Source organism: Priestia sp. FSL P4-0332 (assembly GCF_038005845.1).
Lineage (GTDB): Bacteria > Bacillota > Bacilli > Bacillales > Bacillaceae_H > Priestia.
On sequence record NZ_JBBOUA010000001.1, the window covers coordinates 1,256,496 to 1,275,605 of the forward strand.

Annotated in this window: 22 protein-coding genes and 1 riboswitch; of the genes, 17 read left to right on the forward strand and 5 right to left on the reverse strand. The window is 37.7% G+C overall.

What is annotated here, in order from left to right; all coding sequences use genetic code 11:
• Positions 1 to 13: 13 nt before the first annotated feature.
• Entirely contained in the window at positions 14 to 2,128 is a 2,115-nt protein-coding gene (locus MKY06_RS06385; RefSeq protein ID WP_098322011.1) for an ATP-dependent Clp protease ATP-binding subunit, read from the reverse strand.
• Positions 2,129 to 2,549: 421 nt separating this feature from the next.
• Between MKY06_RS06385 and nhaC the strand changes: the two genes are divergently transcribed.
• The 3 genes from nhaC (at position 2,550) to MKY06_RS06400 (ending at position 5,320) form a co-directional block, all read left to right on the forward strand.
• On the forward strand, positions 2,550 to 3,932 hold the full coding sequence (gene nhaC / locus MKY06_RS06390; RefSeq protein WP_029325088.1) for a Na+/H+ antiporter NhaC: 1,383 nt from the start codon (positions 2,550 to 2,552) through the stop codon (positions 3,930 to 3,932).
• A 293-nt stretch (positions 3,933 to 4,225) separates the two neighbouring features.
• Entirely contained in the window at positions 4,226 to 5,107 is an 882-nt protein-coding gene (locus MKY06_RS06395; protein ID WP_013055975.1) for an alpha/beta hydrolase family protein, read from the forward strand.
• Between the two features lie 87 nt (positions 5,108 to 5,194).
• Positions 5,195 to 5,320 (forward strand): DUF6254 family protein, encoded by a 126-nt coding sequence (locus MKY06_RS06400; RefSeq protein WP_013055976.1) that lies wholly within the window; start codon positions 5,195 to 5,197, stop codon positions 5,318 to 5,320.
• Between the two features lie 65 nt (positions 5,321 to 5,385).
• Here MKY06_RS06400 and MKY06_RS06405 read toward each other — a convergent pair whose 3' ends face one another.
• Positions 5,386 to 6,105 carry a 3-ketoacyl-ACP reductase gene (locus MKY06_RS06405; protein ID WP_098278371.1) on the reverse strand — a complete coding sequence of 240 codons (720 nt, stop codon included), beginning with the start codon at positions 6,103 to 6,105 and terminating at the stop codon, positions 5,386 to 5,388.
• A gap of 207 nt (positions 6,106 to 6,312) precedes the next feature.
• On the opposite strand from MKY06_RS06405, the gene MKY06_RS06410 reads away from it, so the two are divergent.
• The 9 genes from MKY06_RS06410 to MKY06_RS06450 all read left to right on the forward strand — a co-directional run bounded on the left by MKY06_RS06410 (position 6,313) and on the right by MKY06_RS06450 (position 14,071).
• On the forward strand, positions 6,313 to 7,911 hold the full coding sequence (locus tag MKY06_RS06410; RefSeq protein ID WP_013055978.1) for a spore germination protein: 1,599 nt from the start codon (positions 6,313 to 6,315) through the stop codon (positions 7,909 to 7,911).
• 24 nt (positions 7,912 to 7,935) lie between these two features.
• On the forward strand, positions 7,936 to 9,135 hold the full coding sequence (locus tag MKY06_RS06415; protein WP_098278373.1) for a Ger(x)C family spore germination protein: 1,200 nt from the start codon (positions 7,936 to 7,938) through the stop codon (positions 9,133 to 9,135).
• An 11-nt stretch (positions 9,136 to 9,146) separates the two neighbouring features.
• The gene (locus tag MKY06_RS06420) at positions 9,147 to 9,383 is read left to right on the forward strand and encodes a hypothetical protein (RefSeq protein WP_013055980.1); all 237 of its coding nucleotides are present in this window, start codon (positions 9,147 to 9,149) and stop codon (positions 9,381 to 9,383) included.
• A 26-nt stretch (positions 9,384 to 9,409) separates the two neighbouring features.
• Positions 9,410 to 10,531, forward strand: coding sequence for a GerAB/ArcD/ProY family transporter (locus MKY06_RS06425; RefSeq protein WP_029325092.1), 1,122 nt, complete (start codon positions 9,410 to 9,412; stop codon positions 10,529 to 10,531).
• Between the two features lie 70 nt (positions 10,532 to 10,601).
• A riboswitch (PreQ1 riboswitch) is annotated at positions 10,602 to 10,645 on the forward strand.
• A 230-nt stretch (positions 10,646 to 10,875) separates the two neighbouring features.
• Positions 10,876 to 11,541, forward strand: a complete 666-nt coding sequence (gene queC / locus MKY06_RS06430) for a 7-cyano-7-deazaguanine synthase QueC (protein WP_013082241.1) — start codon at positions 10,876 to 10,878, stop codon at positions 11,539 to 11,541.
• Entirely contained in the window at positions 11,541 to 11,981 is a 441-nt protein-coding gene (gene queD / locus MKY06_RS06435) for a 6-carboxytetrahydropterin synthase QueD (protein ID WP_013055983.1), read from the forward strand. The genes queC and queD overlap by 1 nt, the downstream gene beginning before the upstream one ends.
• Positions 11,974 to 12,705 (forward strand): 7-carboxy-7-deazaguanine synthase QueE, encoded by a 732-nt coding sequence (queE, locus tag MKY06_RS06440; protein WP_013055984.1) that lies wholly within the window; start codon positions 11,974 to 11,976, stop codon positions 12,703 to 12,705. Before queD ends, queE begins: the two co-directional genes overlap by 8 nt.
• A 98-nt stretch (positions 12,706 to 12,803) precedes the next feature.
• A complete protein-coding gene (gene queF, locus MKY06_RS06445; protein WP_013055985.1) occupies positions 12,804 to 13,301 on the forward strand; it encodes a preQ(1) synthase in 498 nt (165 codons plus the stop codon).
• A 68-nt stretch (positions 13,302 to 13,369) separates the two neighbouring features.
• Complete coding sequence (locus MKY06_RS06450; RefSeq protein ID WP_013055986.1) at positions 13,370 to 14,071, forward strand: NAD(P)H-binding protein; 702 nt, start codon at positions 13,370 to 13,372, stop codon at positions 14,069 to 14,071.
• 33 nt (positions 14,072 to 14,104) lie between these two features.
• Here MKY06_RS06450 and MKY06_RS06455 read toward each other — a convergent pair whose 3' ends face one another.
• Together MKY06_RS06455 and MKY06_RS06460 are read right to left on the reverse strand one after the other, a co-directional pair.
• Positions 14,105 to 14,332, reverse strand: a complete 228-nt coding sequence (locus MKY06_RS06455; RefSeq protein ID WP_063670951.1) for a hypothetical protein — start codon at positions 14,330 to 14,332, stop codon at positions 14,105 to 14,107.
• A 316-nt stretch (positions 14,333 to 14,648) separates the two neighbouring features.
• Positions 14,649 to 14,834, reverse strand: a complete 186-nt coding sequence (locus MKY06_RS06460; protein ID WP_013055988.1) for a YkvS family protein — start codon at positions 14,832 to 14,834, stop codon at positions 14,649 to 14,651.
• A gap of 307 nt (positions 14,835 to 15,141) precedes the next feature.
• Here MKY06_RS06460 and MKY06_RS06465 point away from each other — a divergent pair, with 307 nt between their 5' ends.
• From MKY06_RS06465 to MKY06_RS06480, 4 genes are all read left to right on the forward strand, one after another.
• Positions 15,142 to 15,987, forward strand: a complete 846-nt coding sequence (locus MKY06_RS06465) for a patatin-like phospholipase family protein (protein WP_098278374.1) — start codon at positions 15,142 to 15,144, stop codon at positions 15,985 to 15,987.
• A gap of 17 nt (positions 15,988 to 16,004) precedes the next feature.
• Positions 16,005 to 16,199 (forward strand): hypothetical protein, encoded by a 195-nt coding sequence (locus MKY06_RS06470; protein ID WP_013055990.1) that lies wholly within the window; start codon positions 16,005 to 16,007, stop codon positions 16,197 to 16,199.
• Positions 16,200 to 16,346: 147 nt separating this feature from the next.
• Positions 16,347 to 16,673: a hypothetical protein gene (locus tag MKY06_RS06475; RefSeq protein WP_013055991.1), complete on the forward strand. Its 327-nt coding sequence runs from the start codon at positions 16,347 to 16,349 to the stop codon at positions 16,671 to 16,673.
• 312 nt (positions 16,674 to 16,985) lie between these two features.
• Entirely contained in the window at positions 16,986 to 17,687 is a 702-nt protein-coding gene (locus MKY06_RS06480; protein WP_053487018.1) for a cell wall hydrolase, read from the forward strand.
• A 25-nt stretch (positions 17,688 to 17,712) separates the two neighbouring features.
• Here MKY06_RS06480 and MKY06_RS06485 read toward each other — a convergent pair whose 3' ends face one another.
• On the reverse strand, positions 17,713 to 18,072 hold the full coding sequence (locus tag MKY06_RS06485; protein ID WP_014461047.1) for a YueI family protein: 360 nt from the start codon (positions 18,070 to 18,072) through the stop codon (positions 17,713 to 17,715).
• Between the two features lie 675 nt (positions 18,073 to 18,747).
• Between MKY06_RS06485 and MKY06_RS06490 the strand changes: the two genes are divergently transcribed.
• Entirely contained in the window at positions 18,748 to 19,023 is a 276-nt protein-coding gene (locus MKY06_RS06490) for a hypothetical protein (RefSeq protein WP_221780608.1), read from the forward strand.
• The last annotated feature ends 87 nt before the right edge of the window (positions 19,024 to 19,110 follow it).

The following is a 19,110-nucleotide window of genomic DNA, read 5'->3' on the forward strand; positions in this document are numbered from 1 at the left end:
GTCGCTTTTTCTATTAGTTTTGCACGGTGATTTCGCTTGCTTCATTTAACGTTACGTTCACTGTAGATACGTCTGCGTCATCTAACAGTAAGTCTGTAATTCGATCTTCAAGCTGTTCTTGAATTGCTCGGCGGAGCGGTCTAGCACCGAATGCAGGGTGATAGCCAAGTTCAGCCAGTTTTTCTTTTACCTCATCTGCTACGCTCAGCGTGATGTTTTGTTCTTGTAATGTTTCTTTTAATTCAGCAAGCATAAGGTCAACGATTTTAATCAAGTTATCTTTTTCAAGGTGATTAAATTCAATGATTGTATCAAATCGATTTAAAAACTCTGGTTTGAAATAAGATGAAAGTGAATCTAAAACGGATGCCTGTTTAAGTGCGTCATTTTTTGCGTCAAATCCAACCGTAATTTTCTTTTCACCTACACCAGCGTTACTTGTCATAATGATAACTGTGTCTTTAAAGCTTACTGTGCGACCTTGACTATCTGTCAGACGTCCGTCTTCTAGAATTTGCAGAAACATATGCTGAACGTCTGGATGAGCTTTTTCAATTTCATCTAGTAAGATGATGGAATAAGGATTACGACGTACTTTCTCTGTTAATTGTCCTGCCTCTTCGTGACCTACGTAGCCAGGAGGTGAACCAATTAATTTAGACACCGCGTGTTTTTCCATGTATTCACTCATATCTAGACGAACCATAGCATCTTTTGAGCCAAATAGTTCTTCAGCTAATGTTTTGGTTAACTCTGTTTTACCGACACCTGTTGGACCGACAAATAAGAATGAACCAATTGGGCGATGCTTCGCTTTTAATCCAGCGCGAGAACGTCGAATCGCTTTTGCTACTTTTTCTACAGCTTCCTGCTGTCCGATTACTTTTTGAGCTAAGTGCTCTGCTAAATGCTTCATTTTTGCTGATTCATTTTCTTGAAGTTTACCAACAGGGATACCCGTTTTCTTTTCAATAATTGCTTGAATGTCAGCAATATCCACATTCATTTTTTGCTGTTCTTCGTTCAATTGTTTTTCAAGAGCAGCTTCTTCATCGCGCAGTTTTGCCGCTACTTCATATTTTTCATTCTTTAACGCCTGCTCTTTTTCTTTTGTAATTTCTTTTAAGCGAGCGGCCGCGTCGTCTTTATTTGTAATGCCTGCCTGTAAATTCATTTTTGAGCCTGCTTCATCTAGCAAGTCAATTGCTTTATCAGGCAAGAAGCGATCTTGAATGTAGCGGTGTGATAAATTTACACAAGCGCGGATCGCTTCATCTGTATAGCTAACGCCGTGATAATCTTCATATTTACTTTGAATTCCTTTTAGAATTTCAACGGCTTCTTCTACAGACGGTTCGTGAACCATAACCGGCTGGAAGCGTCGTTCAAGAGCCGCATCTTTTTCAATGGAACGGTACTCTTTTAAAGTTGTAGCTCCGACTACTTGAAGTTCGCCTCGTGCAAGAGCTGGTTTTAAAATATTGCTTGCGTCCATTGAACCTTCCGCTGAACCAGCTCCTACAAGAAGGTGAATTTCATCGATAAATAAAATCACGTTTTTTCGCTGTTGAAGCTCAGAAATTAACTGCTTCATGCGCTCTTCAAATTGACCGCGCACGCCCGTATTAGCTACGAGAGATGCTACATCTAATAGATATACATCTTTATTTAACAGCTTGGCAGGAACTTTTCCTTCCGCGATTTTTAAAGCTAACCCTTCGACTACAGCCGTTTTACCAACACCGGGTTCTCCGATTAGTACAGGGTTGTTTTTGTTTCGTCTATTTAAAATTTCAATGACGCGCTCTACTTCTTCTTCGCGGCCAATAACAGGGTCAATCAATCCCGTTTTCGCAATTTGAGTTAAGTTTCGACCGAACTGGTCTAAAAATCCGCTGCCGCCATTTCCTTGCTGCGGCTGTTCCGGTGCAGCTTGTTCTTGTGACATTTGCTTGAATAAATCATCGATGTTCATAAAGCCGCCACCTCCAAAACCTGATGGGATTTTATGTTCGTTCATTAGTGCTTGATAACATGTATGACATAAACGATATTGAGATTTTTGATTATTTGTTTGTACATTTAATTGAATAGATGCTTCACGTTTATTACAGTTTTGACAAATCATTTAATTAGCCTCCCTAAATGATTTTAATCGAAGATCAGCAGGTGTTTGACCTTTATTGACCTTTCGTAATCTCATTATACTTTGACCTTTTTTGACTTTCAAGTCTTTTGCTTAAAAAAATTTTTGAGGGAAGTTCCTCTCTTATGTACAAAAGGTAGTACATTAAAAAAACGTGTGTTTTGTGTGTACCCGTTTTATATATGTAAAAACATTAGAAGCATTTTGTACAATAATTTGCTTAGATAGAGAACAAATATTAATAAGAAGAAAAGTGGACAAAATGAGTGCAGAGCTTACCGTTGGATAAAATAAGTTATTGACAGCAAGAAGGATAAAAATTATACTCAAGAAGGTTTGCACTTAACTGCGTAAAAGCATAAAAGCGTTTAAGTGAAAAAGAAAGATAGAAAGGGAATACCTCATGAAAAAAGAAATTTCATTTATACAATCAATAGCGGTGGTTTTGGTGCTATTAGCTATTATTTTTGTTTCATTATTTACGTTAAAGCTGCCGCCTCATATTCCGCTGATATTTGGTGTAGCATTTATTAGTGTGATTGGCTTTTTGTTGAAATATAAGTGGACAGAAATGGAGAAAGGGATTTTAGACGGTGTTAGACTGGGCATTAAGCCTATCCTTATTTTAATGCTGATCGGGATGCTTATTGCGATTTGGATGGTAGGAGGAACGATACCGACGATTTTATCCTACGGCTTCCACTGGATTTCACCGCAGTACTTTTTAATTAGTGCTTTGGTTATTACCGTATTAGTTTCAACATTCACGGGAAGTTCATTAACAACCGTCAGTACGGTAGGGGTCGCTTTATTTGGGGTAGGAACTGCTATTGGTGTACACCCAGGGCTAGCAGCGGGGATGATTGTTTCAGGAGCTGTGTTTGGAGATAAGATGTCTCCCTTGTCTGATACAACAAATTTTGCTTCTGGTATCGTTGAAGTGCCGCTTCCTAAACATATTCAGCACATTACGTGGACGACGGTTCCAAGTATTGTTATTACCGCAATTATTGCATTGGTCATTGGGATGAACGGAAATCATGAAAGCGTCAATTACGGGGAAATCCAAGGAATTCAAGACGCATTAAAGCATACGTTTAATTTACACGTGTTAACGTTGCTTTCTCCACTTTTAGTTCTTATTTTTTCCATGAGAAGAGTCGATGTATTGCCAACGTTAGTTTTAGGGATTGTCACGGCCATTATTACAGGAATGATTACACAGCATGAATTTACGCTGAGTCAATTGCTAGGCGTTCTTCAAAGCGGGCCGGCAGTAGAGTCAGGAAATAAAGTAGTCGATGCGATTGTAAACAAAGGCGGATTACAGTCCATGATGTTTTCTATTTCTCTTATCATGATTGCCTTGTCGCTAGGTGGCTTGATGAGAGCGGTTGGAATTATTGATGCTTTATTAGAAGGATTAGCAAAACAAATCCGCCGCAGCGGAGACGTTATTTTTGCTACGCTTCTATCTTCAATTGGAGTGAACGTTATTACAGGCGAACAGTATTTATCGATTCTTCTGCCTGGGCAGACGTTTAAGCCACTGTATGAAAAGTGGAACTTAGACCCGAAAAACTTATCACGAACGCTTGAAGACGGTGGAACGGTTATTAATGCTATTATTCCGTGGGGTGTCAGCGGCGCTTTTATTTCAACTGCATTAAATATTCCCGCGGCTGACTATATTCCATTTACATTCTTTAGCATTCTCTGTCCGATCTTTTCAGTTATTTTAGCATATACAGGCATTGGTATTGCCAAGAAAAAAGCTCAGTCTTAACTGGGCTTTTTTCTTTTTGAAAAAGGACAGGTAAAAAACGACAAAAAAAGTATCATTCCACTTTTCAAATCTATAATTTAATAATACAATTTACTATACGTCTTTCTTGTTAATGTATTTGTATGAATTCTTATTTCTTTACAGATGAAGAAATTTGGGTTTTGCGGTATGATAAATAAGCTGTATTGGCGATGGGATGAATGCCCTTTTTAGCAAACATTTAAGAAGGGTAAAGCCAAATGAAAACACTCATTATAAAAGAGAAAAGATATTTATTGAGGAGAGGGTTTCTGTTGAAAAAATGGGGCATCATTGCATTAATCACTGTAGCTGTGCTCGGTGTGACAGCGGTTTTCAACCGAGCTGAAAGTGATGATGTAAATAAAGAAAAATTGAATTTATTATCGCCTTATTCAAATAAAGTAGATGTATATAGCATTACGTATCCTAGTGATAATTTAAAGATAAAAGGGTTTTTAGTACAGCCTAAAGACATTGCAGACAAACATTATCCGCTTTTAGTATATAATCGCGGAGGAAATCGCGAACATGGCATGATTCGCGCAAAAACACTTCAGTATTTGTCATACTGGGCAAGTAAAGGCTACGTCGTTGTTGCGACTCAATACAGGGGAAATGGCGGAAGTGAAGGAACAGAGACGTACGGCGGTAAAGATATTGACGACGTATTAAATCTTATTAAATGGGGAGAACAGCTTCCTTATGTAAATCACCAGCAAAAGGTAGCGCTAGGATATTCACGCGGCGGCATGATGACGTATTTAACGATGAAAAACGGCGTTAAATTTGATGCAGTTGTCGTACAATCAGGTATTACCGACATGTTTCAATTCTATGATCAAAGAGGGCCTGAAATGAAACAAGTGCTGCGGACAATTGTAGGAGATCCGGCGCAGTATCCAGAGAGGTATAAAAGTCGTTCTGTTGTCTATTGGAGCGATAAAGTAAATTCACCTCTTTTAATTTTACAGGGTGATCATGATCGTAAAGTTCACCACACTCAGGCTGAAAAGCTTGTGAAACAACTAGATGAGCAGGGAAAAGAATACAAATACGTACTGTACAAAAACGGAGACCATCCGCTAACTGCTTATTATGATCAATATAACGCGGAAATTGATAAATGGTTTAAAGTACATTTAGCTAAGCAGTAAAGAAATTGGAAGCAGTTTTGATGAATGGAAAAGAGCACCTTGTTTTATCCTACTACATGTAAGCATATAAAAAGGGGATGAAGCAAAATGACTCAGTCTAAAAGTCAAAAAGAGCGTCAGTGGAATGTACGAAAACAATCACAAAACCCATCGCATGGAAAAGTAAAATCTTTTGAAGAACTATCACAAGAAATCACGCCTAAACGTAAATAAGGTAACCATCATATAAAGGAAGACACAAAAAAGGAGAGCTGAAGCTCTCCTTTTTCTATGTTTGTTTATGGATTTGTGGACCACATGCCCGCAGATTTGATAAAAATACGCGGATGCAGTTTTAATTGTGCTACCATAATTTCTGCTAGGTCTTCAGGCTGCATCACTTTATCAGGATTGCCATCCGTTAAGTTTTCTTTATATGCTAATTCCGTTGCTACTGTACTAGGTGTTAGCGCTGTTACACGAATATTGTGTTTGCGCACTTCTAGCGCTAGAGATTCAGTTAAGCCGAGCACGCCAAATTTTGAAGCGCTGTAAGCACTTGTAACGGGAGCGCCTTTTTGACCAGCAGTGGAAGAAATATTGATGATGTCTCCACCATTTTTTTCGATTAATTGAGGTAGAACGGCGCGCGTTACGTAGTAAACGCCCATTAAATTCACATCAATGATTTGTTTCCACTCATCTGGGTCTAGCTCTAAAAAGCTTCCGAATTTACCGATTCCTGCATTGTTGATTAAGATATCCGTTGCCCCTAATTTTGTATGTAGATGCTCAACTGCTGCGTTTACTTCTTCCATAGAAGAAACATCTGCTGTTGCATAAGCAACCTGTACATCAAATGCTTCTAGTTCAGAAGCAACAGCCTTTAAATCTGACTCTGTACGAGCAATTAAACCGATATTTACGCCTTCTTTTGCTAATTCAATCGCAGTTGAACGACCGATACCTTTTCCTGCTCCTGTAATAAGAGCTACTTTGCCTTTAAGTGATTGTGCCATGTATAGACTCCTTTCAATGTTCCGCATAAACATTCTTCATAATAACAAAGAATTATCCATTACTATCCTATAGAAATGCACAAATGATGTCAAAAATAAAGATTATTAAAATGGCTTCAAGTATAAATTTCCTTTTCATACAAAAACTATAGAGACTAAAAAGAAGAAATTCGGTTTCTTTTCGTTCAATGTAGTGGAGGATGAACAATGCGTATAAAAAAACTATCTGAGTTAACGAATAAATCCAAGCAGCGGAAAGAAAAAGCTGATGAATCGAAGGACTCTAAGGAAACTAGTGCTTCTTCTACACAGGAAGAGCAGAAATTATCGGAGAGGGTGGGAGATAATTTATCCCGCATGAAAAAAGCACTGGGACAGAGCACGGATTTAGTTGTGCGAGAGTTTCGAATTTCGATTGAAGAAAAATTCACTTTAGGTGTTGCTTACATCGACGGATTAGTAAATAAAGACGAAGTTGAACACTATGCGCTGGACTCCATTATGCACTATCACGATGAACATTTAACACATGATGATGGCATCGTTAATATGTACGAATTGATTAAAAGCTATAGTTTGGCAGCGGGTGAAATCATGGAAGCAAAGACATTGGATGATGCTCTTCTTCATGTTTTATCAGGAGATACCGTACTGTTTTTAGAAGGGTATCAAACGTGTATTGTGGCAAGTACAAGAGGGTGGAGAGACAGGGCTGTTTCTGAACCACAATCTCAGACCGTTGTAAGAGGGCCTCGAGACAGTTTTACAGAAACACTGCGAACGAATACCGCATTGATTCGGCGCCGAATAAAATCTCCAAAACTTTGGATTGAATCTCAGCAAATAGGAGAGTTTACAAAAACGGATATTGCGCTCGTTTATATAGACGGCATTGCGGATGAACAGGTCATTCAAGAGGTAAAGGAGCGTCTTTCTAAAATTGATATAGACGGTATTTTGGAGAGCGGATATATCGAAGAGTTGATTCAAGATGAAGATTATACACCTTTTCCTACTATGCATAACACGGAGCGTCCAGACTCTGTGGCAGCAGGTCTTTTAGAGGGACGAATAGCCATTTTAGTAGACGGTACACCTTTTGTATTAATGGTTCCTGCCCTATTTATTCAATTTTTTCAAGCGGCCGAAGATTATTACCAGCGCGCAGATATTAGTACATTGATTCGCTTAATGCGCTACATGGCATTTTTCTTAGCCCTTTTAACACCTTCTGCTTATATTGCTTTAACTACTTTTCATCAAGAGATGCTTCCTTTTGCTTTGTTAATTAGTATTGCAGCTCAAAGGGAAGGTGTTCCTTTTCCTGCTATTATTGAAGCGTTTATTATGGAAATCACGTTTGAAATTTTGCGAGAAGCGGGAGTACGATTGCCTCGAGCAGTAGGTTCAGCTATTTCGATTGTGGGAGCACTCGTTTTAGGAGAAGCCGCCGTACAAGCGGGATTAGTTTCACCTGCAATGGTTATCGTTGTATCCATCACCGCTATTAGTAACTTTGTGTCACCTGTGTATGATATGGCTATTGCAGTAAGGATGCTGCGCTTTATTTTAATGGTTTTAGCAGCTACTTTTGGCTTGTTCGGTATTATCCTGGGGTTAATTTTAATGATTTTACATTTATGCAGTTTAAGGTCATTTGGAGTCCCTTATATGACACCTATGGCTCCATTTGTGAAGCGTGATCAAAAGGATGTTCTGATTAGACGTTCGATCAAAAAAATGAAAACAAGGCCAAAGCTGATTAACGAGAAGAATATTTCACGTCAAAAGACGCAAAAAAACTAAACTGTGTAAAGGTGGCCGTTTACTATGAAAGCATTTCTAATGTTATGTATCTGTTCATTGCTATTAAGCGGCTGCTGGAGCAGTCGAGAGTTGAATGAGCTAGCCATTACGGTTGCTGTCGGAATTGATAAAGCAGAAGATGGCATCATTGTTACAGTTCAGCTGATTAACCCTGGTGATATTCAGGCCAAAACCCCTACAAACGGGCCTTCTGTTACCACATTTTCTATTAAGGCTTCGTCTGTAATGGAAGGGCTAAGAAAAATAACGACGAAATCCCCGCGGAAAATTTATCTTTCTCATTTACGAATGCTAGTCATTAGCGAAAGCATGGCGGAAGAGGGTATTGCTGAAGTGCTTGATTTCTTTGCTCGGGATCATGAAGTGCGTACCGATTATTTTGTTGTTGTTGCTAAAAATACGAAAGCATCGAGCGTTCTGAACGTATTAACAACAATCGAAAAAATACCAGCTAACCATATGTTTGCTTCATTAGACGTGTCACAGCGTATTTGGGCACCTACTAGAGGAGTAAAGTTAAATGAACTGATCAGCAACTTAACCAGCGAGGGAAAGCAGGCGGTATTATCAGGGGTATTGGTGAAAGGCAATGTAAAAAATGCAGGAGATATGTCGAGCATTTCTCGCACCAATCTTTCCACACTGCTCAATTTCAAAGGATTAGGTGTCTTTCAAAATGATAAGCTTATCGGCTGGTTCAATGAAGACGAAAGTAAAGGATATAACTATATTACAGGAAATGTAAAAAGTACGTTGATTGTTATTCCATGCAAAAAAAAAGAAAAAAAGCATGATATTATCGGAGTAGAAATGCTTCGAACGAATGTCAAGGTGACAGCTACTATGAAAAATCATAAACCTCATATTCACGTTGATTTAAAAGGAGAAGCTAACGTAGCTGATGTAGAGTGTCAAGTAAATTTACAGGACCCAGCTGTAATCAATATGCTCGAACGAAAAACAGCAGCCGACGTAAAAGAAAAAATGAATGATGCAGTAGAAAAAGCTCAAAAAACCTATAAAAGCGATATCTTTGGTTTTGGCGAAGCGTTTTACAGACAAGATGTAAAGAGATGGTACAAAATGAAAAGAGACTGGAACAGAATTTACGCAGAGGATTTAACCGTCGATTTAGATGCAAAAGTTCAAATCCGTCGCTTAGGCACGTTAAATAACTCATATATGAAGCAAATGAAGCATTAAGGAGAAAGAAAATGGAGGGATTTATCGCCTTACTTGTACTGCTTGCTTATTTGACTAAAAAAATAATGATCAACTTCCGAAAGGAAAAGTATTATCGTGAAATAGTCGTCTACCTTTGTCTCATAGGTTTGGGTCTATTCTTTTGGGGAGCGATTACACTCCGTAAAGAAGTTCCTACGCCTCTGTACTTTTTAGAGGCACTAATTAAGCCTCTTACTAGAACCGTTCATCATCTGTTATTCACGTGAGCAAGCATGTAGGAGAGAAGGTGTGTATGATGCAAATAAAAGAATTTATTAGTCCAAAACAATTTCTTTTTCTAATTTATGTTTTTTGTATCGGAAGCGCCATCTTGGCAGTTCCGGCTACATTATTAGAGACGAATAGACAAAATGCGTGGTTTTGCGGTGTGCTTGCTATTGGCTTTGCACTTTTAATCGTTGCGGTGCTTTTATGGCTGATTCAGCGTTACCCTCAGCAAACATTCATTCAAATAGCTAAAAAGGCGCTAGGTCGTTATGCCGGAACGTGTATTTCTCTTATTTACATTTTCTTTATGTTCATTCAATCTACGTTTTCGCTTCGAGACATCAGTACATTTATGACGACTCAAATTGTCCCTGAAACGCTGCCTACGTGGATTCATGCGCTTGTTCTTTTAGCTGTTATATACGGAGGGTATCTAGGTATTGAAGTGGTAGGGAGAACCGCGGAAATCTTTTTGCCGTGGATTGTGGTCCCCTTTTTATTGTTAATTGTTTTAAATATTCCTCAAATGAAAATTGATCGTCTTTATCCTTTTTTTGAATTCAGCATGGGTGATTTAGTATTAGGGACCACTTATTTTTTAGGAAACCCGTTTATGGAATTGGTTTTTATTCTAATGATTACGCCTCATGTAAAAGGTGGAAAAAAGGTAAAAAGAATGTTTGTTATCGGCACTGTCGCATCGGGCTTGACGATTACGATTGCAGTTGCGGCTTGTATATTAGCTCTTGGCGCGAATATTGCATCGATGCACAGCTACCCAGTTTATTTATTAGGAAAAATGATTTCGTTAGGTGCAACGATTCAGCATGTCGAAGTATTAGTAGCTATTATTTGGATGTTATCTATCTTTTTTAAAGTTGTCATTGTGTTCTATGCTATTCAGTTAAGTATCGTCCAACTGTGTAATTTACGGGTGCGCAATTTTTTAAGCTTTCCTTTAGGTCTAATTATTACAGGCGTGGCGTATTACATTATTCCCAATACAGCGTACTTCAATTATTTTGAAAAATATTACTGGCCGTTTTATTTATTTGTACTAAGCGTCTGTTTTCCGTTGTTATTTATTGCGCTTTCTTATATAAAGAAAAATAAGGCAGCTAAAGGCGATAGAAGCCAACAAACATAGCATTATTTATACGCATGTGGTATAATACGAGGACAATTCAAGAAGAAACTCCGTGCACGTTTGTATATGTACGGGAGAGGTTCGAAAACTCCCTCTATAAAAAACTAAGATCATCGTTGATGACAAAAGACACGGTTTTAGCGTGTCTTCTTTCACGTGCTTTTCTATCAACGCGTCTTTTTGACGTGTATGCTGGCGAGGACGTGTATCTTAGTTGCTTTTTAGGGAGATTGCTGGAAAAGAGCAGTCTCTTTTTTGTGTTATAAAATTAGTCACAAAGGGAACGAACGGTTCAATAAAGTTTCTTCTTCTTTTGATTTCAATCAAAAAGGAGACGAACAATAATGATGAAAAATGAAAAAGCTATTGTTGTATTTAGCGGAGGTCAAGATAGTACAACATGTCTATTTTGGGCTTTGAAAAACTTTAAAGAAGTAGAAACGGTTACTTTTCAATACGGTCAGCGTCATAGTCAAGAGATAGAGGTAGCAAAAGCTATCGCAGCTGATTTAGGTGTGAAGCATACCGTACTAGATATGTCACTTTTAAATCAATTAGCACCAAATGCCTTAACGCGAGATGATATTGAGATCGAGCAAAAAGAAGGAGAGTTGCCTACAACGTTTGTGGACGGCCGCAATCTGTTATTTTTATCATTTGCAGCCGTACTGGCTAAAAACAGCGGAGGCCGTCATATCGTAACAGGCGTGTGTGAAACTGATTTTTCGGGATATCCAGACTGTCGAGATGTATTTGTAAAATCGTTAAACGTCACGCTTAATTTATCAATGGACTTTGAATTTGTGATTCATACGCCGCTTATGTGGATTGATAAAGCAGAAACGTGGGCGTTAGCGGATGAGCTAGGGGCGCTTGAGTATGTGCGTGAAAAAACATTAACATGCTACAACGGTATTGTTGCTGATGGATGCGGCGAATGTCCCGCATGTCAATTGCGAAAACGCGGGTTAGATCAATACATGCAAACAAAAGAAGGAGGAGAGGAATAATGCTGCAACAAATGTATCCTCAAGTATTTCATGACTATGAATATGAACTGAACAAAGATATGCAGTTTGCTGCGGCACACTTTGTTCCTCACACAGAAGCAGGAAAATGCCGTCAAGTCCATGGACATACGTATTTTGTAAACCTAACTGTTGCCGGAGATACATTAGACGAAGCGGGCTTTTTAGTAAACTTTGCGCTATTGAAAAAAATTGTTTCTGGTCAATTTGATCATACATTATTGAACGATCATTCTATCTTTAATGAAGAAAATCCAAATGATTTTCCTACAACTGAAGTTGTTGCTCGTAAAATTTATGAGTTGGTTCAAGAATATCTAGACACACTACCAAATAAGCCTTCTTGCGTACAAGTATTCGTGCGGGAAACGCCGACAAGTTACGTAGTTTACCGCCCAAAGAAGGTGAAAAAACGTGGCTAATACAATTCCAGTACTTGAAATATTCGGACCAACGATTCAAGGGGAAGGAATGGTTGTAGGACGTAAGACGATGTTTGTTCGTACCGCGGGCTGTGATTATTCCTGCAGCTGGTGTGATTCAGCTTTTACATGGGATGGATCTGCTAAAAACGATATTCGTCAGCTAACAGCAGAACAAATTTGGACGGAGCTAAAAGAAATTGGAGGAGAGTGCTTTGATCACGTCACCATTTCTGGAGGAAACCCTGCGCTTATCAAGGCGATTGGTTCACTTGTAGAGCTTTTGCACAGTCATGGGGTAAAAGCAGCTCTTGAAACACAGGGAAGCCGTTATCAGGATTGGTTCCTAAAAATCGATGATTTAACGATTTCTCCTAAGCCTCCAAGTTCATTAATGAAAACAAATTTCTCCGTATTAGACGATATTATAGAGACATTAATAAAGGAAAAACGCATGGCGCATATAAGCATAAAAGTCGTTGTATTTAATGATGATGACTTTGAGTATGCAGCCTCTGTTCATGAACGTTATCCTGAGGTTCCATTTTTTGTTCAGGTAGGCAACGAGGACTTAACGACGATCGATAATGCGTCGTTAACACAAGAATTGCTTAAAAAGTATGAGTGGTTAATCGATAAGGCAGTGGCAGCTAAAAACATGAACGATGTAAGAGTTCTGCCGCAGGTTCACGCCCTTGTTTGGGGAAATAAACGAGGCGTGTAAGCGCATAGCAAAAAATTTACAAAGAAAAATAAAAACAGATATATACAAAATAAAAAAACGCTGTTAGAATGACAATCGTAGAAAGAGAGGAAATGCAAATGAGCGGTCGAAAAGATGAAGAATTAGAAGGTGTATCACTCCTTGGAAATCAAGGAACAAACTATTTGTTTGAATATTCACCAGAGATTCTAGAAGCATTTGATAACAAACATCCAAATCGTGATTATTTTGTGAAATTCAACTGTCCAGAATTTACGAGCTTATGTCCAAAAACAGGTCAGCCGGATTTCGCAACCATTTATATTAGTTACATTCCAGATGAAAAAATGGTTGAAAGCAAGTCGTTAAAGCTTTATTTGTTCAGCTTCCGTAACCATGGAGATTTCCATGAAGACTGTATGAACATTATTATGAATGACTTAATTAAACTGATGAATCCAAGATATATTGAAGTATGGGGAAAATTCACACCACGCGGCGGGATTTCAATTGATCCATATACAAACTATGGGCGTCCCGGTACGAAGTATGAAGAAATGGCTAATTATCGCCTGATGAATCATGATTTATACCCAGAAACAATTGATAATCGTTAATTCGAACAAACAGGTTGTGTATGCAACCTGTTTTCCATTGCAAAAACAACAGGTGAGAAGGTGAAAGAATGTCACAGAGATCAGCATTAGTATTAGGTGCAAGCGGACTTGTTGGTCAAGAACTTTTAAAAATGTTATTAAGCAACAGCTTATATAACCATGTGACAGTGTTTGTTCGAAAAAAGCTACCAATCGAACACACAAAGCTACGTCAGCTTGAAATTGATTTTTCAGAGCTTGATAAGCACGAAGAATGCTTTGCAGTTGATGATGTATATTGCTGTTTAGGCACGACAATGAAAAAAGCAAAAACAAAAGCGAAATTCATTAAAGTGGACTACGAATTTCCTTTAAAAGCGGCTAAATGTGCAGAAAAATATCGCTGCAAAAACTTTTTAACGATTACAGCAATTGGTGCTGATCTTCGTTCGCCATTCTTTTACAGTAAAGTAAAGGGGCAAGTAGAAGAAGATATCGCAAGCTTGTATATCCGTTCTACTCACTTTTTCCGCCCATCGTTATTATTAGGAAAGCGCCAAGAGTTTCGCCTATTTGAAAAGATTGGGGGATACACGTTAAAGTCGTGTTCATTTTGCCTTGTAGGAAAGTGGAGAAAGTATCGTCCAATTAAAGCGTATAACGTAGCCAAATCGATGATGAAAGCTGCCCTTGAAGATAAATGTGGCGTTCATGTACATGAAAGCCAAGACATTTATACAGGTGAATGCTATTATTCGTTTACCAACGGTAAGCGAGTATTATCAAAATAAAGAAAAGCCTCTTCATAAGAAGGGGCTTTTTTTCTATCTTCCGTCACCATCCGCATCTCCACCGCCATCTCCATCGCCATCGTGATCGTGGTTAGAAGCAGATTCACTCCAGCTTGTGTAGGAGTTAGAATCTTCTTCGGCATAATTCATGGGTTCAACGGATGTTTTTTTATTTGAAGTTTGTTTGCGTTTAAAAACGAACTGCACGATGAAAAAAAGAATGACAATAAGAGCAACGATAAACAATACAGTATCAAACATGCTAGTAATTCCTTTCGGTAAGAAGATAGTAGTAGCTTGTTCTTATTGTCACACGAAAATAAGCCCCTTTCAAGAAAAAATGGGGCCTGTTTTTGTTTCTTTAAGGAAACTTTTTTTATCTCAGCCATATATTATTGTATAAAGAAACATTTTAGAAAAGAGGGAGTACAGTGAAAAAAAGTTCGAAGGATGTTAAGGTGCAACAGTATATTTACCTCATGTATAAGCTGGGGATTATTACAGAAGAACAAAAGAATCAATTCTTTCAAAATCAATAAAAAAGCAACCGCTTTTGCTTTCCGGCTGCTTTTTTCCTTTACATAGCTGGATTAATGATGGTGTAGTTTTTGTGGTTGACAACAGTTCGCTGTTCTAAGTCTAAATCGCGGTAGTTTGTCATGTAAGTCAAATCTACAATCACGGAGTTTTCATTTACTTTTTCGACAATGCCCTGTAAGCCATTTTTAAATTCTATCAAGTTTCCTACCTCTGCTATTTTCATGATTCATCGCTCCTTTGTTTTAAATTAGTTCATTATAAATTTTTTCAATAATTTTAATTTTAAAAATAGTAAAACTAGTTAGCGTTTTCTTTTTTACAATTTTGCCTTAAAACTGGGAATTAGTAAAGGGTTTTTTGAAAAAATATAAAATAAAATTGAAAAAATAAGTAAAATGTGCTGAGAAATAAAAGGAATTGGTAGCTTTAACGAAAGAGAGAAGCAGGACAGTTCCATCTTTGTTCATCTTTCGTTATAATAAACGAGGTATAATCTTGTCATAAATTATAAGAATTAGAAGGTGTAGAAATTGAAAGATACTGGACTCGTGCTCGAAGGAGGCGGTATGAGAGGCCTTTATACAACTGGAGTTTTAGATTACTTTATGGAAAGAAATCTGTATCTTCCGTATGTAATTGGCGTTTCAGCCGGCGCTTGTCATGCCACTTCTTATTTATCTAGACAAATAGGAAGAAGTCGCAAAGCTAATTTAGATTTTTTAGAGGATCCTCGCTACTTGTCGTGGAAAAATTATTTTAAAACAAAAGAGATATTTGGAATGGATTTCGTTTTTGATGAAATTCCTAATCAGCTTCTTCCATTTGACTTTGAGGCATTTGCTGAGCGTACAGAGAAGCTTGTAGTAGGAGCAACGGACTGCGTGACGGGAGAACCTGTTTATTTTGATGAGTATGACCGGGACATTTTGACAGCGGTTCGCGCTTCTAGTTCCCTTCCATTTTTAGCACCTGTCGTTACATATAAAGGAAAAAAGCTGTTAGACGGAGGAATCAGTGATCCGATTCCAATCAAAAAAGCAGTGCAGGATGGATATAGAAAAAATATTGTTGTGCTAACGCGAAACGAAGGATATCGAAAAAAGAAATCAAATATGCTTTGGTTATTGAAGCGCAAATACCGTCATTATGATGGGCTGACTCGTGCGCTTGAGAACCGCTATAAATTGTATAATGAAACATTGTCATATATTGAAGAACAGGAAAGACAGGGGAATATCTTTGTGATTCGTCCGCAAACCCCTCTTGTAGTAGGGCGAATTGAGAAGAATCGTGAGCGTCTCGACGCTCTTTACAACCAAGGATATAAAGAAGCTGAAGCTCAATTTGCATCTCTGCAAAATTGGCTGAACAGTTAAAAGCGAGGTGAAACTGAATGGATGAACAAACAGCAATAAACATGTTGAATGAGTTAAGTGAAGGAAAAGTAACCGAAATTAAAGTTAAAAAAGAAGACTTTCTTGCTTTTCGCCCTTTTTTAGTAAATCGCCCTGATTTCAAACATTTTCGTGGAATAGCTGGACGCGGTGGAGATTTCACCTATACGTATCTAGAAATTCCTAGGAGCTAAACGAAATGATGGCATTATTTGATTATGCCTTATATAATGGATGTATGAGCCTGTACAGTAGAGAATATACTGTTACAAGTGCTTGTGCGTTTATTTAGTAACGTACGGTAAGAGCGAATAAACGTGTTTAGTTATAGGAGGGATATTATGGATGAGTTTCGAAAAAGTACAGCACCTTTTTATTTTGCAGATCATATATGGAAAGATAAAAATGGAATGACGACTTATGGGATGCTGTTAACGAACCGGCCCGAAGATGACGGGGACTATGACCTCCATTCGTTATTAGAAGAAGCATATGTAGATCATAAAAAAATTCTAATTACTACTGTTTACGACAACAGTGAACAGCAGTTGAGCGGATACGTGATACATTTATCAGATGATCAAGACGTCTTTACGTTTATGGATGATACGGGTGCTAAGCTAGTGATTGATTTCTATGATGTTGTAGAAATTGAGATCGAAGATTAAAAAGAGCTGAATGTTGATTACAACATTCAGCTTTTTTGTGTAAAAGTAGATGAATTTAAATGTTTATCATAAGAATTATAAGGGAAAAACAAACGAAGAAATTTCTGATTAAACTGAAATAAAGCGGGAAAATATACCTGCATTTTAGAAAAATTACCGTGATTATGACAAAAAAAAAGGTACAATGTCATAATTGTGTTTCGAACGTAATTTTGTTCATCAAATTTAAAGAAATGTAACTGAATCGTTCGGTGAAACCCCTATATAGCTATGATAGAGTAATACCATACGAAATTTCAGGAGGTATTACCTATGAAACATAGTTATATGAAATCAATGGTAGTAGCTTGTTTAGCTACTCTTTCATTTATAGGTTTTAATGCAACAGCTACGGCTGCAACTAATTATAAAGTAGTCAAAGGCGATAGTCTTTGGAAGTTAGGTAAAAGATATAGTGTAACAATTGACGATATTAAAAAAATAAACAATCGTCAAGGAGATATGATTTATATTGGTGAAACATTAGCGATTCCGAGTGAGACAAAAGTGCTGGCTGCTGAAACAACGGAACCTTCAACGGCAGCACCGGCTAATACGGTTAAGCCAGAAGCAAAACCCGCAGAGCAGGAAACACCTGCAGTTTCGATCTCTGCAAGTGAAAAAGATTTATTAGCTCGCTTAGTAGAAGCTGAAGCAAAAGGCGAATCATATGAAGGAAAAGTAGGGGTAGCAACAGTGGTGTTAAACCGTGTAGATTCTCCGAAGTTTCCAGATACGGTAACAGGAGTTATTAAACAAGTTGTCGGAAAAGCATACGCTTTTTCACCGGTCCAAAACGGATCAATTAACAAACCTGCTTCAGAAGATTCGAAAAAAGCAGTAGAGCAAGCATTGACTAGAAAAGATCGTTTAGACGATTCCATTTACTTTTATAATCCAAAAACAGCTACCGATAACTGGATTCGTTCACGTGCTGTAATTAAAACAATTGATCATCATGTATTTGCCAAATAAAAAAGAGCCGTTCTGGCTCTTTTTTTTAGTCTAAAAAGATATCTCGTTCCAAACTGCCTTCAGAACCTGTTAAAACCAGACCAATATCGGTATCAGCTTCTAAGTTCTGAACGATAGTAAAAGGCACTTTATGTTGGTTAGCCGCTTGAATATAGGGGGAGAGGTATGAATAAGACAAGGAGCCATTTAAAAACAAATGACCGTCTTTCACTTTTTTTAAAAGAGGCTTTATTTTTGCTGCATCCTTTTTCATGACTTGCCCTTTTTTTAGTGCAATTTCAATATTTTCACGTAGAGCAGTTAGGAAATATCTTCTTTCGTCTCTTTTTGTTTCCTTTGCTCCGTACATTCCTCGTTCTAAGTATTCTTCTAGTTGATCAGACATTGCGTCACTTCCTTTCGTTATAAACTATAAACGATTATGGCTATAAGTAAAAGGCTTAGGAAAAAAGGAAAATCACTGTGCTATATCACCTGTTTTTTTGCTGAGTACAAAGAAAAACAAAAAATGTGTTGAAATTTAGCCTGAAATATTGTTTAATGTAAATAGATAGAAAATCATATCGGTTTTTTATTAAAGGTTTGTAAGCGATTACAGATATACATACATAGCAGCGTTTGGGGAGACGCTCCTATGATTTTATGTTCAAAGCGCATTGTATAAAAAGGGGATTATATAGCTTTAGGGCATATACGGTCAAGCAAAGGGTCAGATAAATTAATAAAAAATCGCTATGTATTTTCATAAGAAGAACGGTCAACATTTTTGTTGAGCGTTCTTTTTATGCGTTCATATTATGTTTATTCCTCATTGCAGCAGGTGCTGAAAATTGTAAAGGTGCATTCCTCGTTTCATCTCTCTTATTTTACATAAGTTACATGTAGTATGTTTCAAAGCCTTAAAAAATATATGTTTGTACGCTTGTTTAATCCTAATGAGGTAGTAGAAAAGGAATATTTTTTAAGAAATCACAAAAAAAGAGGCGATTGCCTATGCAAGAAGTAGGTGAATAACATATGTAATAAAGAGAATGAAATATAATTTGAGGAGGCATGTATCATGCAAGAATTTGATATTAATGACATAAGAAGACCATTCGGTGGTTTTGGAGGCTTTGGAGGCTTTGGTCGTCCAGGATTCGGTTTCGGTCGCCCAGGTTTTGGTTTCGGCCGTCCTGGTTTTGGTTTCGGCCGTCCGGGGTTCGGCTTTGGCTTTGGAGCTCCATTTCTTGGAGGATTAGTTCTTGGAAGTGCACTAGGAGGTCCAGGTTATTACGGTTATCCACCACCATATTATTATCCGCCGTACCCACCATATTACCCTTATTATTATTAAAACAATGAGCGCTGATAAAGCGCTCTTTTATTATGTCCAATCCAAGGTATATATAGAATGAATGGAAGACGTTACGTTTAGAAAATG

Coding starts and splice junctions, on each gene's coding strand:
- MKY06_RS06385 (WP_098322011.1), bottom strand. CDS start 2,128: ATGATTTGTCAAAACTGTAATAAACGTGAAGCATCTATTCAATTAAAT.
- nhaC (WP_029325088.1), top strand. CDS start 2,550: ATGAAAAAAGAAATTTCATTTATACAATCAATAGCGGTGGTTTTGGTG.
- MKY06_RS06400 (WP_013055976.1), top strand. CDS start 5,195: ATGACTCAGTCTAAAAGTCAAAAAGAGCGTCAGTGGAATGTACGAAAA.
- MKY06_RS06405 (WP_098278371.1), bottom strand. CDS start 6,105: ATGGCACAATCACTTAAAGGCAAAGTAGCTCTTATTACAGGAGCAGGA.
- MKY06_RS06410 (WP_013055978.1), top strand. CDS start 6,313: ATGCGTATAAAAAAACTATCTGAGTTAACGAATAAATCCAAGCAGCGG.
- MKY06_RS06415 (WP_098278373.1), top strand. CDS start 7,936: ATGAAAGCATTTCTAATGTTATGTATCTGTTCATTGCTATTAAGCGGC.
- MKY06_RS06420 (WP_013055980.1), top strand. CDS start 9,147: ATGGAGGGATTTATCGCCTTACTTGTACTGCTTGCTTATTTGACTAAA.
- MKY06_RS06425 (WP_029325092.1), top strand. CDS start 9,410: ATGATGCAAATAAAAGAATTTATTAGTCCAAAACAATTTCTTTTTCTA.
- queC (WP_013082241.1), top strand. CDS start 10,876: ATGATGAAAAATGAAAAAGCTATTGTTGTATTTAGCGGAGGTCAAGAT.
- queD (WP_013055983.1), top strand. CDS start 11,541: ATGCTGCAACAAATGTATCCTCAAGTATTTCATGACTATGAATATGAA.
- queF (WP_013055985.1), top strand. CDS start 12,804: ATGAGCGGTCGAAAAGATGAAGAATTAGAAGGTGTATCACTCCTTGGA.
- MKY06_RS06450 (WP_013055986.1), top strand. CDS start 13,370: ATGTCACAGAGATCAGCATTAGTATTAGGTGCAAGCGGACTTGTTGGT.
- MKY06_RS06455 (WP_063670951.1), bottom strand. CDS start 14,332: ATGTTTGATACTGTATTGTTTATCGTTGCTCTTATTGTCATTCTTTTT.
- MKY06_RS06460 (WP_013055988.1), bottom strand. CDS start 14,834: ATGAAAATAGCAGAGGTAGGAAACTTGATAGAATTTAAAAATGGCTTA.
- MKY06_RS06470 (WP_013055990.1), top strand. CDS start 16,005: ATGGATGAACAAACAGCAATAAACATGTTGAATGAGTTAAGTGAAGGA.
- MKY06_RS06475 (WP_013055991.1), top strand. CDS start 16,347: ATGGATGAGTTTCGAAAAAGTACAGCACCTTTTTATTTTGCAGATCAT.
- MKY06_RS06480 (WP_053487018.1), top strand. CDS start 16,986: ATGAAACATAGTTATATGAAATCAATGGTAGTAGCTTGTTTAGCTACT.
- MKY06_RS06485 (WP_014461047.1), bottom strand. CDS start 18,072: ATGTCTGATCAACTAGAAGAATACTTAGAACGAGGAATGTACGGAGCA.
- MKY06_RS06490 (WP_221780608.1), top strand. CDS start 18,748: ATGCAAGAATTTGATATTAATGACATAAGAAGACCATTCGGTGGTTTT.